This is a genomic window from Pseudomonas sp. TWI628 (assembly GCF_039673865.1).
In the GTDB taxonomy this organism is placed as follows: Bacteria; Pseudomonadota; Gammaproteobacteria; order Pseudomonadales; family Pseudomonadaceae; genus Aquipseudomonas.
The window spans coordinates 38654-52618 of the sequence record NZ_JBDJMM010000032.1 but is presented as its reverse complement, the minus strand read 5'-3'; the positions used below and the strand labels follow the sequence as shown (position 1 = coordinate 52618).

Annotated in this window: 11 protein-coding genes and 1 pseudogene; 3 read left to right on the top strand and 9 right to left on the bottom strand. The window is 61.3% G+C overall.

Features of this window, described 5'->3' with window-relative positions; all coding sequences use genetic code 11:
- Positions 1–86 precede the first annotated feature (86 nt).
- The 3 genes from rpoD to rpsU all read right to left on the bottom strand — a co-directional run bounded on the left by rpoD (position 87) and on the right by rpsU (position 4489).
- Positions 87–1937 carry an RNA polymerase sigma factor RpoD gene (gene rpoD, locus ABE528_RS22505; RefSeq protein ID WP_152957984.1) on the bottom strand — a complete coding sequence of 617 codons (1851 nt, stop codon included), beginning with the start codon at positions 1935–1937 and terminating at the stop codon, positions 87–89.
- Positions 1938–2004: 67 nt separating this feature from the next.
- Complete coding sequence (dnaG, locus tag ABE528_RS22500; protein ID WP_346654098.1) at positions 2005–3987, bottom strand: DNA primase; 1983 nt, start codon at positions 3985–3987, stop codon at positions 2005–2007.
- Between the two features lie 286 nt (positions 3988–4273).
- Complete coding sequence (gene rpsU / locus ABE528_RS22495) at positions 4274–4489, bottom strand: 30S ribosomal protein S21 (protein WP_003255575.1); 216 nt, start codon at positions 4487–4489, stop codon at positions 4274–4276.
- Positions 4490–4693: 204 nt separating this feature from the next.
- On the opposite strand from rpsU, the gene tsaD reads away from it, so the two are divergent.
- The gene (tsaD, locus tag ABE528_RS22490) at positions 4694–5719 is read left to right on the top strand and encodes a tRNA (adenosine(37)-N6)-threonylcarbamoyltransferase complex transferase subunit TsaD (protein ID WP_346654097.1); all 1026 of its coding nucleotides are present in this window, start codon (positions 4694–4696) and stop codon (positions 5717–5719) included.
- 15 nt (positions 5720–5734) lie between these two features.
- On the opposite strand, the gene plsY is transcribed toward tsaD, so the two are convergent.
- Positions 5735–6304 carry a glycerol-3-phosphate 1-O-acyltransferase PlsY gene (gene plsY, locus ABE528_RS22485; RefSeq protein ID WP_152957987.1) on the bottom strand — a complete coding sequence of 190 codons (570 nt, stop codon included), beginning with the start codon at positions 6302–6304 and terminating at the stop codon, positions 5735–5737.
- A gap of 74 nt (positions 6305–6378) precedes the next feature.
- Between plsY and folB the strand changes: the two genes are divergently transcribed.
- Positions 6379–6735 (top strand): dihydroneopterin aldolase, encoded by a 357-nt coding sequence (folB, locus tag ABE528_RS22480; protein WP_346654096.1) that lies wholly within the window; start codon positions 6379–6381, stop codon positions 6733–6735.
- Positions 6726–7205 (top strand): annotated as a pseudogene (gene folK / locus ABE528_RS22475) (2-amino-4-hydroxy-6-hydroxymethyldihydropteridine diphosphokinase); the annotation flags it as partial. The gene folB and the pseudogene folK, both read left to right, overlap by 10 nt.
- A 78-nt stretch (positions 7206–7283) precedes the next feature.
- Here folK and ABE528_RS22470 read toward each other — a convergent pair.
- The 5 genes from ABE528_RS22470 to glpE all read right to left on the bottom strand — a co-directional run bounded on the left by ABE528_RS22470 (position 7284) and on the right by glpE (position 13933).
- Positions 7284–8378, bottom strand: coding sequence for a multifunctional CCA addition/repair protein (locus tag ABE528_RS22470; RefSeq protein ID WP_346654095.1), 1095 nt, complete (start codon positions 8376–8378; stop codon positions 7284–7286).
- Positions 8379–8432: 54 nt separating this feature from the next.
- Positions 8433–10001 (bottom strand): SpoVR family protein, encoded by a 1569-nt coding sequence (locus tag ABE528_RS22465; RefSeq protein ID WP_152957990.1) that lies wholly within the window; start codon positions 9999–10001, stop codon positions 8433–8435.
- The gene (locus tag ABE528_RS22460; protein ID WP_152957991.1) at positions 9998–11269 is read right to left on the bottom strand and encodes a YeaH/YhbH family protein; all 1272 of its coding nucleotides are present in this window, start codon (positions 11267–11269) and stop codon (positions 9998–10000) included. The genes ABE528_RS22465 and ABE528_RS22460 overlap by 4 nt, the downstream gene beginning before the upstream one ends.
- A gap of 128 nt (positions 11270–11397) precedes the next feature.
- A complete protein-coding gene (locus ABE528_RS22455) occupies positions 11398–13320 on the bottom strand; it encodes a PrkA family serine protein kinase (RefSeq protein ID WP_152957992.1) in 1923 nt (640 codons plus the stop codon).
- Between the two features lie 283 nt (positions 13321–13603).
- Positions 13604–13933 (bottom strand): thiosulfate sulfurtransferase GlpE, encoded by a 330-nt coding sequence (glpE, locus tag ABE528_RS22450; RefSeq protein WP_346654094.1) that lies wholly within the window; start codon positions 13931–13933, stop codon positions 13604–13606.
- Positions 13934–13965 lie beyond the last annotated feature (32 nt).

Below are 13965 nucleotides of genomic sequence, written 5' to 3'. Positions count from 1 at the left end.
GTGTAGACTGGCATTGAGCCAGCCGAGTAGCCGATCACAACTATTTGTCGGATAAGAAAAACCCCGGCCTGGGCCGGGGTTTGTCATCACTCGTCGAGGAAGGAGCGCAGATGCTCGCTGCGAGTCGGGTGGCGCAATTTGCGCAACGCCTTGGCTTCGATCTGACGGATCCGCTCACGGGTCACGTCGAACTGCTTGCCCACCTCTTCGAGGGTGTGGTCGGTGTTCATGTCGATACCGAAGCGCATGCGCAGCACCTTGGCTTCGCGTGCGGTCAGGCCCGAGAGCACGTCACGGGTCGCTTCCTTGAGGCTTTCGACCGTGGCCACGTCGATCGGGGACTGCATGGTCGAGTCCTCGATGAAGTCGCCCAGGTGCGAATCTTCGTCGTCACCGATCGGGGTTTCCATGGAGATCGGTTCTTTGGCGATCTTCAATACCTTGCGGATCTTGTCCTCTGGCATTTCCATGCGCTCACCGAGCTCTTCCGGGGTCGGTTCACGGCCCATTTCCTGCAGCATCTGGCGGGAAATACGGTTGAGCTTGTTGATCGTCTCGATCATGTGCACCGGAATACGGATGGTGCGCGCCTGGTCGGCGATCGAGCGGGTGATCGCCTGGCGAATCCACCAGGTGGCGTAGGTCGAGAACTTGTAGCCGCGACGGTATTCGAACTTGTCCACCGCCTTCATCAGGCCGATGTTGCCTTCCTGGATCAGGTCGAGGAACTGCAGGCCACGGTTGGTGTACTTTTTGGCGATGGAGATCACCAGACGCAGGTTCGCCTCGACCATTTCTTTCTTGGCGCGGCGGGCTTTCGCCTCACCGATGGACATGCGACGGTTGATTTCCTTGATCTCGGCGACGGTCAGGCCAGTCTCGTTCTCAAGGTCGATCAGCTTCTGCTGGCAGGCGACGATGGCGGCGTCCTTTTCACCCAGGGCGGCTGCCCACTTGGTGTTGCGCTTGGCCAGGTCACCGGACCAGGTCTGGTCGGTTTCGTTGCTCGGGAACAGGCGCAGGAAGTCGGCACGCGGCATGCGGGCGTCACGCACACACAGCTGCATGATCGCACGCTCTTGCTGACGCAGGCGGTTCAAGGCATCGCGCACGCGCTCGACGAGCACGTCGAACTGCTTTGGCACCAGCTTGATCGGCATGAACAGGTCAGCCAGGGCCTGCAGGGCCTCGATGCTTTCCTTGACGTCACGGCCGTGCTTCTTCAGGACCTTGGCGGTGACCTGAAGCTGATCGGCAACGGCGCCGAAGCGCTGGGCTGCAACGACCGGATCAGGACCGCTTTCGGTCTCTTCCTCGTCGTCACCGCTTTCACTTTCTTCGTCTTCGTCTTCCGACTCTTCCTTGGCCGCAGGTGCCTTGGCACCAGGTACTGGTACTTCTTCGGTCGGTGCGGCGATGTTGTCGTCAGGGTCGATGTAACCGCTGAGGACGTCGGACAGGCGGCCGCCTTCGGCGGTGACGCGGTCGTATTCGCCGAGAATGTAGTCGACGGTGCCCGGGAAGTGAGCGATGGCGCCCATGACTTCACGGATGCCTTCCTCGATCCGCTTGGCGATTTCGATCTCGCCTTCACGGGTCAGCAGCTCGACGGTACCCATTTCGCGCATATACATGCGCACCGGGTCGGTCGTGCGGCCGATATCGGTTTCAACTGCCGCCAACGCAGCAGCGGCTTCTTCGGCCGCGGCTTCGTCGGTGTCGGCTTCCGCCAACAGAAGGGCATCCGCATCCGGAGCACTCTCGAATACGTTGATCCCCATGTCGTTGATCATGCGGATGATGTCTTCCACCTGTTCCGGATCTGAAATATCCTCAGGCAGGTGGTCGTTGACCTCCGCGTAAGTCAGGTAGCCCTGCTCACGACCGCGGGTGATCAACTCTTTGATACGAGACTGCTGTTGCGCTTTTCCGGACATAACACCCTATCCACTGAAGGTCTTGGCGGGCAAAAAACAAGCCGAGGATTATACCCGAGCATGGGCCTCACGCGCCAGATGAGGTCGGCGTTTGTGCGGGAACATTCCGGCTCAGCAGGGCGAGGAGCTGTGATTTTTCCTCGCTGGTCAATTCGCTTTGACGTGATTTCCTGAGCAGTTGTTCCAGACTGCGCTCGCGTTGGCGGGCGGACAAGCTAGTTATAGTGTCGAAAAACTGTTGTTCAAGGTTGTCGGCAACGATCAACCATTCCTTTTCGGCCAAGGCCCGCAGCAGGCGGCCTTGTTCCGTGCCGTGCCAACGTGCGATCAACTGCATTGAGCTTAGCCCAGGATTCTTCTGCGCAGCTTCGATCAGGGCCACCAGCAGCTGGCTATACAGGTGCTCTTCGTCGGCGAAGTGGCTGGCATCCTCGACCTTGCCGGCCAGCAGCGGGTGGTGCAGCAAGGTGCGCAGGGCAGCCAGGGTCGGTGGTTCGACCGGTGCCGGCACCCGCGGCGGTGCTTCGTCGCGCTGCTGCCATGGCTTGCCGCCCTTGCGGTTCTTGTCCCAGGGCTTGTCACTCCACTGCTTTTTGCCCCCGCCTTTGTTCGGCTTCCACTCCTGCTCCTGATGAGTGGGAGCGTAGTCGTGCTGTGGCATATCGCCGTAGTCGGGGGTGTAGCTGGCCATGGCATCGTAGTCATAGCCAGGGTCGTAGTCTGGCACGCTGCTGGTCGCCGGGGCCTGTTGTGCCAGTTGCTCGACCTGCTGTGGGTCCAGGCCGGTGATTTCCTTCAGGCGGTTGCGCATCAGCTGACGCAGGTTGGCGCCGGGGATCTTTTCGATCAACGGTGCAGCCAGGGTGGCCATGTGTGCCTTGCCTTCCAGCGAGCGCGGGTCGGCCTCGTTGCTCAGTTGCTCGAAGAAATAGTCGGCCAGTGGCTGTGCGTGCTGGTTGATCCGGGCCATGAAGGCATCGGTGCCTTCGGCGCGTACCAGGCTGTCCGGGTCTTCGCCTTCGGGCAGGAACAGAAAGCGCGCACGGCGGCCGTCCTGCAGTGCCGAGAGGGTCGACTCCAGTGCGCGCCAGGCGGCCTTGCGCCCGGCCTGGTCGCCGTCGAAGCAGAACAGCACGCTGGGCACCACGCGGAACAGGCGCTTGAGGTGCTCTTCGCTGGTCGCGGTGCCGAGGGTGGCCACGGCATTGCGCAGGCCCTGCTGGGCCAAGGCAATCACGTCCATGTAGCCCTCGACGACGATGATCTCGTCGAGGTTGCGGTTGTGCTTGCGTGCCTCGTACAGCCCGTAGAGTTCCTGGCCCTTGTGGAACACCGGGGTTTCCGGGGAGTTGAGGTACTTGGGCTTGTCGTCGCCCAGTACCCGGCCGCCAAAGGCGATGATGCGCCCGCGGCTGTCGCGGATCGGGAACATCACCCGGTCGCGGAAGCGGTCATAGCGCTTGCCACTTTCGGCGTTCTCGATCAGCAGGCCAGCGTCGATCATCACCTTCTGCTGCAGGGTGTCGGCGCCAAGGTGCTTGAGCAGGTTGTCCCAGCCCGGCGGCGCGAAGCCCAGGCCGAAGTCGCGGGCGATTTCGCCCGACAAACCGCGGCCCTTGAGGTAGTCAACCGCCGCCCTGCGGGTCGGATGGCTGCGCAGGGCCTGGCGGTAGAACTCCGAGGCGGCATCCAGCAATGGGTACAGCGGTGAGTCGGTCGGCTGGCGCGGCTTGTTGTCGCGCCGGCCTTGTTCCCTGGGTACTTCCATGCCGGCCGCGCGGGCCAACTCCTCGACAGCCTGCGGGAAGTCCAGATTGTCGTGGTCCATGACGAAGCCAAGGGCGTTGCCGCCGGCGCCGCAGCCGAAGCAGTAGTAGAACTGCTTGTCGGGGCTGACCGTGAAGGAAGGGGTCTTTTCCTTGTGGAACGGGCAGCAGGCGGAGTAGTTCTTGCCGGTTTTTTTCAGCTGAACGCGCGAACTCACCACATCGACAATGTCGAGGCGGTTGATCAGGTCGTCGATGAAGCTTTGGGGAATCAGCCCGGCCATGGCAGTCTCGTCATCTGGCAACTGGCAAGTCTAAACGCTAACGGGGCGAGTGATGCTAGGGGAAGTGCGAGAGGGTGTGTGCTCGTCGCCAGCCTCCAGCTTCGCCGGGGGCTCGTCAGTCAGGACGTGCACGACTGGCCGAAACCAGATCTGACGCTTTGAAACCATTTGCCCGCTGCAAGTTGCGACAGGCACCTTGGGCTAGCTGCTCAAGGTCAAGCAAACCGCTGCCATCGGCCCGGCGGTGAGCCGGGCAGGGCAGAAGCTCTAGCGTAGAACGTCTGTATTAGTACAGACGAACGGCGCGGCGCTGTTCGCGCTGAACTTTCTTGGCGTGACGCTTAACAGCAGCAGCTGCTTTGCGCTTGCGCTCGGCGGTCGGCTTCTCGTAAAACTCGCGGCTACGAACTTCAGCCAGTACACCGGCTTTTTCGCAGGAGCGCTTGAAACGACGCAGAGCTACGTCGAAGGGTTCGTTCTCTTTAACTTTGACGGCTGGCATCCAGGGCTACCTTAATTCATTACCGGGGTAGACGTGCTCCTGGCAAAACAAAGGTGTGCTGGAGAACGTCGGTTTTCAAGGGTTGCGGATGTTAACCCTTAGTACGCCGGAATGCAAAGCCTCTGATCGAAAACCGCTGGTCGGCACCCGGCACGGGGACTATCATGCGCGGCTTCGAATTCAGCCCCCACAAGGGACGAGCCCATGCTAGTACTGGGATTGGAAACATCCTGCGACGAAACCGGCGTCGCATTATACGACAGTGAGCGCGGTTTGTTAGCCGACGCGCTGTTCAGTCAGATCGACCTGCACCGCGTGTTCGGTGGTGTGGTGCCCGAGCTTGCCTCGCGTGACCACGTCAAGCGCATGCTGCCACTGATCCGCCAGGTGCTGGAGGAGGCCGGGTGCGTCGCCACCGAGATCGACGCCATCGCCTACACCGCGGGTCCTGGCCTGGTTGGTGCGCTGCTGGTTGGCGCCTCGTGTGCCCAGGCCCTGGCCTTCGCCTGGGATATCCCGGCGATCGGCGTGCACCATATGGAAGGCCACCTGCTGGCGCCGATGCTGGAGGAAAACCCGCCCGAGTTTCCGTTCGTCGCTTTGTTGGTTTCCGGCGGCCATACCCAGTTGGTGCGGGTGGATGGCATCGGCCGATACGAACTGCTTGGCGAGAGCCTCGACGATGCTGCAGGCGAAGCGTTCGACAAGACCGCCAAGCTGATCGGCCTCAACTACCCAGGCGGCCCGGAAATCGCGCGCCTGGCCGAACAGGGTGTGCCTGGGCGCTTCGTGTTCCCGCGGCCGATGACCGATCGGCCGGGCCTCGAGTTCAGCTTCAGCGGCCTCAAGACCTTCGCCCTGAACACCTGGCAGCAATGCAAGCATGCTGGCGACGACAACCAGCAAACCCGTTGCGACGTGTCCCTGGCATTCCAGCAGGCGGTGGTGGAGACTCTGACCATCAAGTGCAAGCGCGCCCTCAAGCAGACTGGCCTCAAGCGCCTGGTCATCGCCGGTGGCGTGAGCGCCAACAAGGCATTGCGCGCCTCGCTGGAAGACATGCTGGCTGGTCTGAAGGGCAACGTGTACTACGCGCGTCCGCAGTTCTGCACCGACAACGGCGCGATGATCGCCTATGCAGGTTGTCAGCGCCTGTTGGCCGGGCAGCAGCAGGACCTGGCGATCAGCGTGCAGGCACGCTGGCCGATGGAGCAGCTGCCGCCCGTGTGAAGGCTTGCGGGTGCGTCAGAAATGCCTTTCGCGCCCGGCAAACAAATCGCGCAGATTGTTGCGGTGGCGCCAGACGATCATCACCGTCAGCACAGCGATCGGCAGCAGCGCCTCCGGCTCGCGCCAGGCCAGCAATGGCAAGGTCAGTGGGGTCGCGACAAGCGCCGCCAGCGAGCTGGTGCGGGTGAGGTAGAAGGTCAGCAGCCAGGCGCCGATGGCCAGCAGTGCGGCCGGGAAATACAGGCCCATGAGCATGCCGGCGGCGGTGGCGACACCTTTGCCGCCGCGAAAGCGGAAGTACAGCGGGAACAGGTGGCCGAGCACGGCGCACACGCCGACCCAGGCCTGCTCTTGCAGGCCAAGGCCGGCAGCGCGGGCGAGCAAAACTGGCAACAGGCCCTTGCACAGGTCGCCGAGCAGGGTCAGGATCGCCAGTTTACGGCCCGCCAGGCGTAGCATGTTGGTGGCGCCGGCATTGCCCGAACCGCTGGAACGCGGGTCCGGGCTGCCCGTAAGGCGGCTGAGGACGATGGCGAAGGACAGCGAGCCGAGCAGGTAGGCGAGCAGCGCCAATAACCAAAACATGCTAACTATTCCGGGCGAGGACGCCCTGATTCTAACGGCGCCAGTCGCCCTTGTCGTGCTGTGGAGAGAAGTGCTTGGACAGAGTGTTCATCGAAGGCCTGGAAGTCGATACCGTCATTGGTGCCTATGACTGGGAACGGGATATTCGCCAGTGCCTGCGCCTGGACCTGAGTTTTGCCTGGGACAACCGCCCGGCAGCGGCGGGTGATGACCTGAGCCTGGCGCTCGACTACGCCAGTGTTTCGGCACGGGTCCAGGCATTTGCCGAGCAAGCGCGCTTCGAACTGGTGGAAACCTTCGCCGAGCGCCTGGTGGCGACGCTGATGGAAGAATTCCACATTCCATGGGTGCGGCTGAAGCTGACCAAGCCCGGCGCCGTTCCCGCGGCCCGTGGCGGTGTTGGCGTGGAGATCGAGCGCGGATGTCTCTAAGCACGGTTTACCTGGGCCTTGGCAGCAATATCGACCGCCACCAGCACTTGTGTGCGGGGCTTGACGCGTTGGCGGCGATCCTCAGCGACATGCAATGCTCCCCGGCGTTCGAGAGCCAGGCGGTGGGGATCAAGAGCGGGCCGTTCATCAACTTCGTGGTCACCGGCAAGACTGATCTGCCGCTGATGGAACTGGATCGCCGGCTCAAGTTCATCGAGGCAGACAATGGTCGCTATGCGCCGGACCGCAAGGGTTTGCCGCTGGATATCGATGTGCTGATGTACAACGATTTGCACGGCACCTTCGATGGGTTGGTACTGCCCAGGGCAGAGATCCTGAAGAATGCCTTCGTACTGTGGCCGTTGTCGCTACTGGCGCCGGAGCTTGTGCATCCCGGGGCAGGGAAGAGCATGGCGCAGTTGTGGCAGGAGGCGCGGATCGACCAGGTGTTGGCGCCGGTTGCTTTCGAGGGGGGGGTTTTGCCGGTGACTCTGGCGTGCGCCTGTCCCGGCCCTTTCGCGGCTTCCGCCGCTAAAGGGCCGGTAGGCTCAGCCCAGCGTGTAAGCCTCGAGCGCTTTGAGCCGCTCACCTTTGAGGGCCTCGCCCAGGCCTTGCCCGGTCAACCCGGCTTCCACCAGCGGTCTCACATCCACCGCCCGGGCTGCGGCGGCGGCTCCACGCAGATAATCGCCCTGTGGATAACCTTCACAGGTGGCCATTTCACACGCGGCAATGAAGTCCTCGAAACGCTGCGGGCGCCGATAAACGTCGAACTTCTGCAGCAGCTCCAGCAAGTTTGCAGGCGTTAGCTGTAAAGCGTCGTCGGCTTGCCCGGCAAACTCACCCACCAGCACGGCCAGTTCCTGGCATTCACGTGGCGCCTTGAAACGCTGATTTAGCGCCTTGATCGCCGCTGGCTCCAGCCCGCGCAGCAAGCACGCCCAGCGCACAACCAGCGGCTGTTGATGCTCTGCCGCCCGGCGTAGTGCTGGCAGCGTATCAGCACTGTGTTCCAGTTCAGGCATCAATTCTTTCAAAGCACCACATGCGCGCAGTACCTGAATGAACACGTGCGGCTGGCTTTCCAGCAGCGCCCGCTCGATCTCCTTCCAGCTACGTTCGGCTGTCAGTGCCTGCAACTCGCCCGATTGGGCGATCTGGCGCATCAATGCCAGGGTTTCCTCGGCGACCTGAAAGCCCAAGGGGGCGTAGCGCGCGGCAAAGCGGGCAACGCGCAGTACACGCAAGGGATCTTCGGCAAACGCGGGGGAAACATGGCGCAGGATGCGTTGTTCAAGGTCTGCCTGGCCGTGGTAGGGGTCGTAGACCACACCCTGTTCATCCTCGGCCATCGCATTGATGGTCAGGTCACGGCGGATCAGGTCTTCTTCCAGCGTAACATCCGGGCTGGCGTGAAAAGTGAACCCGCCATAACCGCGTCCGCTCTTGCGCTCGGTGCGTGCGAGGGCATATTCCTCGCCGGTCTTCGGATGCAGGAAAACCGGGAAATCGGCGCCGACCGGGCGATAGCCCTTGGCGTGCATTTCCTCGACCGTGGCGCCAACCACCAGCCAGTCGATATCGCTGATCGGGCGCCCGAGCAGGCGGTCGCGTACTGCGCCGCCGACTTTGTAGATGTGCATGTGCAGCCTCCATTACTGCCCACAGGATACCCTGTCGGCGGTAATGGCGGTGCATCAGAGGTGGTGGATGACGGCGAGGTCCATGCGCCCGTAGTCGCCGCTCTCGGCATGCTCGCCACGCGGTGGCATGTGATGGGTCTTGACCACCTGATCGCCTTGTACGGTCTCCAGGTGGATATCGAAACCCCACAGGCGGTGCAGATGCTTGAGCACTTCCTCGGTCGAGTCGCCCAGCGGTTTGCGGTTGTGCTGCTGGTGGCGCAAGGTCAGCGAGCGATCGCCACGGCGGTCGATGCTCCAGATTTGCACGTTGGGCTCGCGGTTACCGAGGTTGTACTGGGCGGCCAGTTGTTCGCGAATGATCCGGTAGCCAGCCTCGTCATGGATGGCCGGGACCAGCAGGTCGTCGCGTTGGTCGTCATCGAGGATGCTGAACAGCTTCAGGTCACGCATCACCTTGGGTGACAGGTACTGCAGGATGAAGCTCTCGTCCTTGAAACTGCTCATGGCGAACTTGATGGTAGAAAGCCAGTCGCTGCCGGCAATGTCGGGGAACCAGTGGCGATCCTCCTCGGTAGGGTTTTCGCACATGCGGCGGATGTCGGTGTACATGGCAAAGCCCAGTGCATACGGGTTGATGCCGCTGTAATACGGGCTGTCGAAGCCGGGCTGGAACACCACGCTGGTATGCGACTGCAGGAACTCCATCATGAAGCCTTCGGTGATCAGGCCTTCGTCGTACAGGTCGTTCATCAGGGTGTAGTGCCAGAAGGTGGCCCAACCTTCGTTCATCACCTGGGTCTGGCGCTGCGGGTAGAAGTACTGGGCGATCTTGCGCACGATACGCACCACTTCACGCTGCCAAGGCTCCAGCAGCGGGGCGTTCTTCTCGATGAAGTAGAGGATGTTCTCCTGTGGTTCGGAGGGGAAGCGCGCATCGTCACGCTCACCGCCTTTTTCGGCATTCTTTGGAATCGTGCGCCACAGGTCGTTGATCTGCCGCTGCAGGTGCTCTTCACGGTCTTTCTGGCGCCGGCGTTCTTCTTCGGCAGAGATCGGATAAGGGCGCTTGTAGCGATCTACGCCATAGTTCATCAGTGCGTGGCAGGAGTCGATGAGGTCTTCCACGGCATCGATGCCGTGGCGTTCCTCGCACTGGGCGATGTACTGCTTGGCGAACACCAGGTAGTCGATGATCGACGTGGCGTCGGTCCAGGTGCGGAACAGGTAGTTGCCCTTGAAGAAACTGTTGTGGCCATAGCAGGCGTGGGCGATCACCAGTGCCTGCATGCACATGGTGTTTTCTTCCATCAGGTAGGCGATGCACGGATCGGAGTTGATCACGATCTCGTAGGCCAGGCCCATCTGGCCGCGGCTGTAGGACTTCTCGGTACTGAGGAACTGCTTGCCGTAGGACCAATGGTGATAACCCAGCGGCATGCCGACGGAAGCGTAGGCATCCATCATCTGCTCGGCGGTGATCACCTCGATCTGGTTGGGGTAGGTGTCCAGGGCGTAACGCTCGGCCAGTCGGCTGATTTCCCGATCGTAGGTCTGGATCAGCTCGAACGTCCACTCGGACCCGGTGGAAATGGGTTGGCGTCTCTGTGCTCTGGCGGTCATGTGGCTAACCTGCGCTGGAAGAGTTCACGGAAGACCGGGTAGATATCGCCGGCCGATACCAACTGCTGCTGGGCGAATGTGTCGGGGAAGGCCTCGCCGATTCGCTCGTACTCGTACCACAACGCCTGGTGCTCACGCGGGGTGATCTCAACGTAAGTGTAGTACTGCACATGGGGCATGATCTGTTTGGACAGGATCTCGCGGCAGATCGGCGAGTCGTCGTTCCAGTTGTCGCCGTCGGAGGCCTGGGCGGCGTAGATATTCCAGTCGGCGGCCGGGTAACGTTCGGCCATGATCTCCTGCATCATCTTCAGCGCACTGGAAACGATGGTGCCGCCAGTTTCCCGGGAGTAGAAGAACTCTTCCTCGTCAACTTCGCGGGCGCTGGTGTGGTGGCGGATGAACACCACCTCGATGCGGTCGTAGTTCCGCTTGAGGAACAGGTACAGCAGGATGAAGAAGCGTTTGGCGATGTCCTTGGTCGCCTGGGTCATCGAGCCGGAAACGTCCATCAGGCAGAACATCACTGCCTTGGAGCTGGGGTTGGGCTGCTTGACCAGCAGGTTGTACTTGAGGTCGAACGTGTCGAGGAAGGGCAGGCGGTTGATGCGTGCCTTGAGCCGTTCGATCTCCTGTTCGACTTCCTGGATGTCGGTGAAATTGTCGGGTTCCTCGACCCTCAGTCGGTCCAGTTCCTTCTGTGCCTCGCGCAGCAGCGCACGGCTGCTGCCGGTCAGGGCTATACGCCGGGCGTGGGCCGAACGCAGGGTGCGGACAATGTTGATGCGTGACGGGTTGCCCTCGTTGGCGATGCCGGCGCGCACGGTCTTGAAGGTGTCGGCGCCGGTCAGGTGGCGTTTGACCAGGTTGGGCAGTTCGAGGTCTTCGAACATGAATTCGAGAAACTCTTCCTGGGTGATCTGGAAGACGAAGTCGTCCATGCCCTCGCCAGAGTTGCCGGCCTTGCCGCGGCCGCTGCCACCCCCGCCGCCCTGGGGCCGGGGGATGTGCTCGCCGGCGGTGAATTCCTTGTTGCCTGGGTGCACGATAGTCTGCTTGCCGCCACGACCATGGTGCAGCACCGGTTCATCGATGTCCCGTCCCGGAATGCTGATCTGCTCGCCGTGTTCCATGTCCATGATGGAACGGCGGCTCACGGCCTCTTCGACGGCCTTCTTGATGTGTTCACGGTAACGCCGCAGGAAGCGCTGGCGGTTGACCGTGCTCTTGTTCTTGCCGTTCAGGCGTCGGTCGATAACGTAGCTCATGGTCCCTCCGGTAGCTGGGAACAGCTGCACGCTTCAAGCTACGAGCTGCTGCACGTACAAGGCAGCAAAGCCGCCGCCGCCCGCGGCCAACAGGCCTGCCTTGGGCGTGCGGCGTGTAGCTTGCCGCCTTATTGCGATTTCCTGACCCGCAGGTACCATTCCGACAGCAGGCGCACCTGTTTGTCGGTGTAGCCACGCTCCACCATCCGCGTGACGAAGTCGTTGTGCTTCTGTTGGTCCTCCTTGCTGGCCTTGGCGTTGAAGCTGATGACCGGCAGCAGGTCCTCGGTGTTGGAGAACATTTTCTTCTCGATCACCACCCGCAGCTTCTCGTAGCTGAGCCAGCTCGGGTTCTTGCCGTTGTTGTTGGCACGGGCACGCAGGACGAAGTTGACGATCTCGTTGCGGAAGTCCTTCGGATTGCTGATGCCTGCCGGTTTCTCGATCTTTTCCAGCTCTTCGTTGAGGGCGATGCGGTTGAGGATCTCGCCGGTCTCCGGGTCGCGGTACTCCTGATCCTGGATCCAGAAGTCGGCGTACAGCACATAGCGGTCGAAGATGTTCTGGCCGTATTCGCTGTAGGACTCGAGGTAGGCAGTCTGGATTTCCTTGCCGATGAACTCGATGTAACGCGGTGCCAGGTACTCCTTCAGGTAGCGCAGGTAGCGCTCGCGTACTTCGGCCGGGAACTGTTCCTGCTCGATCTGCTGTTCCAGCACATACAGCAGGTGCACCGGGTTGGCTGCAATTTCATGCGGGTCGAAGTTGAAGACCTTGGACAGGATCTTGAAGGCGAAGCGAGTCGACAGGCCGTTCATGCCTTCGTCGACGCCCGCAGCATCGCGGTACTCCTGGATCGACTTGGCCTTGGGGTCGGTGTCCTTGAGGTTTTCGCCGTCGTAGACCCGCATCTTCGAGTAGATGTTGGAGTTCTCCGGCTCCTTGAGGCGCGAGAGTACGGTGAACTGAGCGAGCATCTTCAAGGTGTCTGGCGCGCAATGGGCCTTGGCCAGCGAGCTGTTGACCAGCAACTTGTCGTAGATCTTGATCTCGTCGCTGACGCGCAGGCAGTACGGCACCTTGACGATGTAGATCCGGTCGATGAACGCCTCGTTGTTCTTGTTGTTGCGGAAGGTGTGCCACTCCGATTCGTTGGAGTGGGCCAGCAGGATACCGGTGTAGGGAATGGCTCCAAGGCCCTCGGTACTGTTGTAGTTGCCTTCCTGGGTGGCGGTAAGCAAAGGGTGCAGGACCTTGATCGGCGCCTTGAACATCTCGACGAATTCCATCAGGCCCTGGTTGGCCCGGCACAGTGCGCCCGAGTAGCTGTAGGCATCGGCGTCGTTCTGCGGGAATTCCTCGAGTTTACGGATATCCACCTTGCCGACCAGGGCAGAGATGTCCTGGTTGTTTTCGTCGCCCGGTTCGGTCTTGGCGATGGCAATCTGGTTAAGGATCGAGGGGTACAGTTTGACGACCTTGAACTTGCTGATATCGCCGCCGAATTCCTGCAGGCGCTTGGTGGCCCACGGCGACATGATGGTGTTCAGGTAGCGCCGCGAGATGCCGTACTCTTCCTCGAGAATGGCCCCGTCTTCGGTGGCATTGAACAAGCCCAGAGGGGACTCGAATACCGGTGAGCCCTTGATTGCGTAGAAGGGCACCTTTTCCATCAGCTGCTTGAGTTTCTCGGCCAGCGAAGATTTACCGCCGCCTACCGGGCCCAGCAGATAGAGGATCTGTTTCTTCTCTTCCAGGCCTTGGGCGGCATGGCGGAAGTACGAAACGATCTGGTCGATGCACTCTTCCATGCCATGGAAGTCGGCAAAGGCCGGATACCGGCGAATAACCTTGTTGGAGAAGATTCGCGACAGCCTGGAGTTGGTAGAGGTGTCGATCAGCTCTGGCTCACCGATGGCCAGCAACAGCCGTTCAGCCGCCGATGCGTAGGCACTGCGATCCTCTTTGCACAGCTCGAGGTACTCCTGCAGCGAAAGTTCTTCCTGGCGCGTGGACTCGAAGCGTTGTTGGAAGTGGCTAAAAATACTCATGACGTCACCTCGCTCGATACGTGGAGACGACGCCGGATCAGTCAGCTGATGCTGGCATGCAACCGGGGTCACCGATTGCTGTATACCCCCCAGAACACCCTGTAACGCTACCGATGACCCGCACGCCGGTGTACCGGCTCTCCCCTTTTTATGGATGGCCTGCGCTTAAGAATAGTTGGTTATCCGCAAGGTCAAGGGCGTGCGGCGGAGAAGTTGCGAACGACCGTTCGTCAGGTGGGCTGCGAGCCCGCGTGGGGCGCGGGCTGCAGTAAAAATGAAAAAATTATTCAGCAGTGCCTTGGGCGGTCTCCGCCGGGTAGGTGGTGCGCCACAGTTCGAAGCCACCATCGACGCTGTACACCTCGGAGAAGCCTTGGCCGACCAGGTAGGCGGCTGCGCTCTGGCTGGAATTGCCGTGGTAGCAGACCACCAGGGTTGGGGCATCCAGGTCGGCATTGCGGATGAACTCGGCGACCGAGTGGTTATCCAGGTGCTTGGCACCGGTGATGTGGGCGGCGGCAAAGGCTTGCGGGTCGCGAATGTCGACGACTACCGCACCTTGCGCGCGCAGTGCCAGGGCCTGCTCGGGAGGGATGCGCTTGAATTCGCTCATGGGTACGGCTTCCTTCAGGGGGGATCGTTGAG

Bases quoted from the DNA above. Each gene is read 5' to 3' on its own strand.
- rpsU (WP_003255575.1), bottom strand. From the start codon at position 4,489: ATGCCAGCCGTCAAAGTTAAAGAGAACGAACCCTTCGACGTAGCTCTG.
- ABE528_RS22470 (WP_346654095.1), bottom strand. From the start codon at position 8,378: ATGCACATCTACAAAGTCGGCGGCGCAGTACGCGACCGCCTGCTCGGG.
- ABE528_RS22455 (WP_152957992.1), bottom strand. From the start codon at position 13,320: ATGAGTATTTTTAGCCACTTCCAACAACGCTTCGAGTCCACGCGCCAG.
- plsY (WP_152957987.1), bottom strand. From the start codon at position 6,304: ATGTTTTGGTTATTGGCGCTGCTCGCCTACCTGCTCGGCTCGCTGTCC.
- rpoD (WP_152957984.1), bottom strand. From the start codon at position 1,937: ATGTCCGGAAAAGCGCAACAGCAGTCTCGTATCAAAGAGTTGATCACC.
- ABE528_RS22465 (WP_152957990.1), bottom strand. From the start codon at position 10,001: ATGACCGCCAGAGCACAGAGACGCCAACCCATTTCCACCGGGTCCGAG.
- tsaD (WP_346654097.1), top strand. From the start codon at position 4,694: ATGCTAGTACTGGGATTGGAAACATCCTGCGACGAAACCGGCGTCGCA.
- ABE528_RS22460 (WP_152957991.1), bottom strand. From the start codon at position 11,269: ATGAGCTACGTTATCGACCGACGCCTGAACGGCAAGAACAAGAGCACG.
- glpE (WP_346654094.1), bottom strand. From the start codon at position 13,933: ATGAGCGAATTCAAGCGCATCCCTCCCGAGCAGGCCCTGGCACTGCGC.
- dnaG (WP_346654098.1), bottom strand. From the start codon at position 3,987: ATGGCCGGGCTGATTCCCCAAAGCTTCATCGACGACCTGATCAACCGC.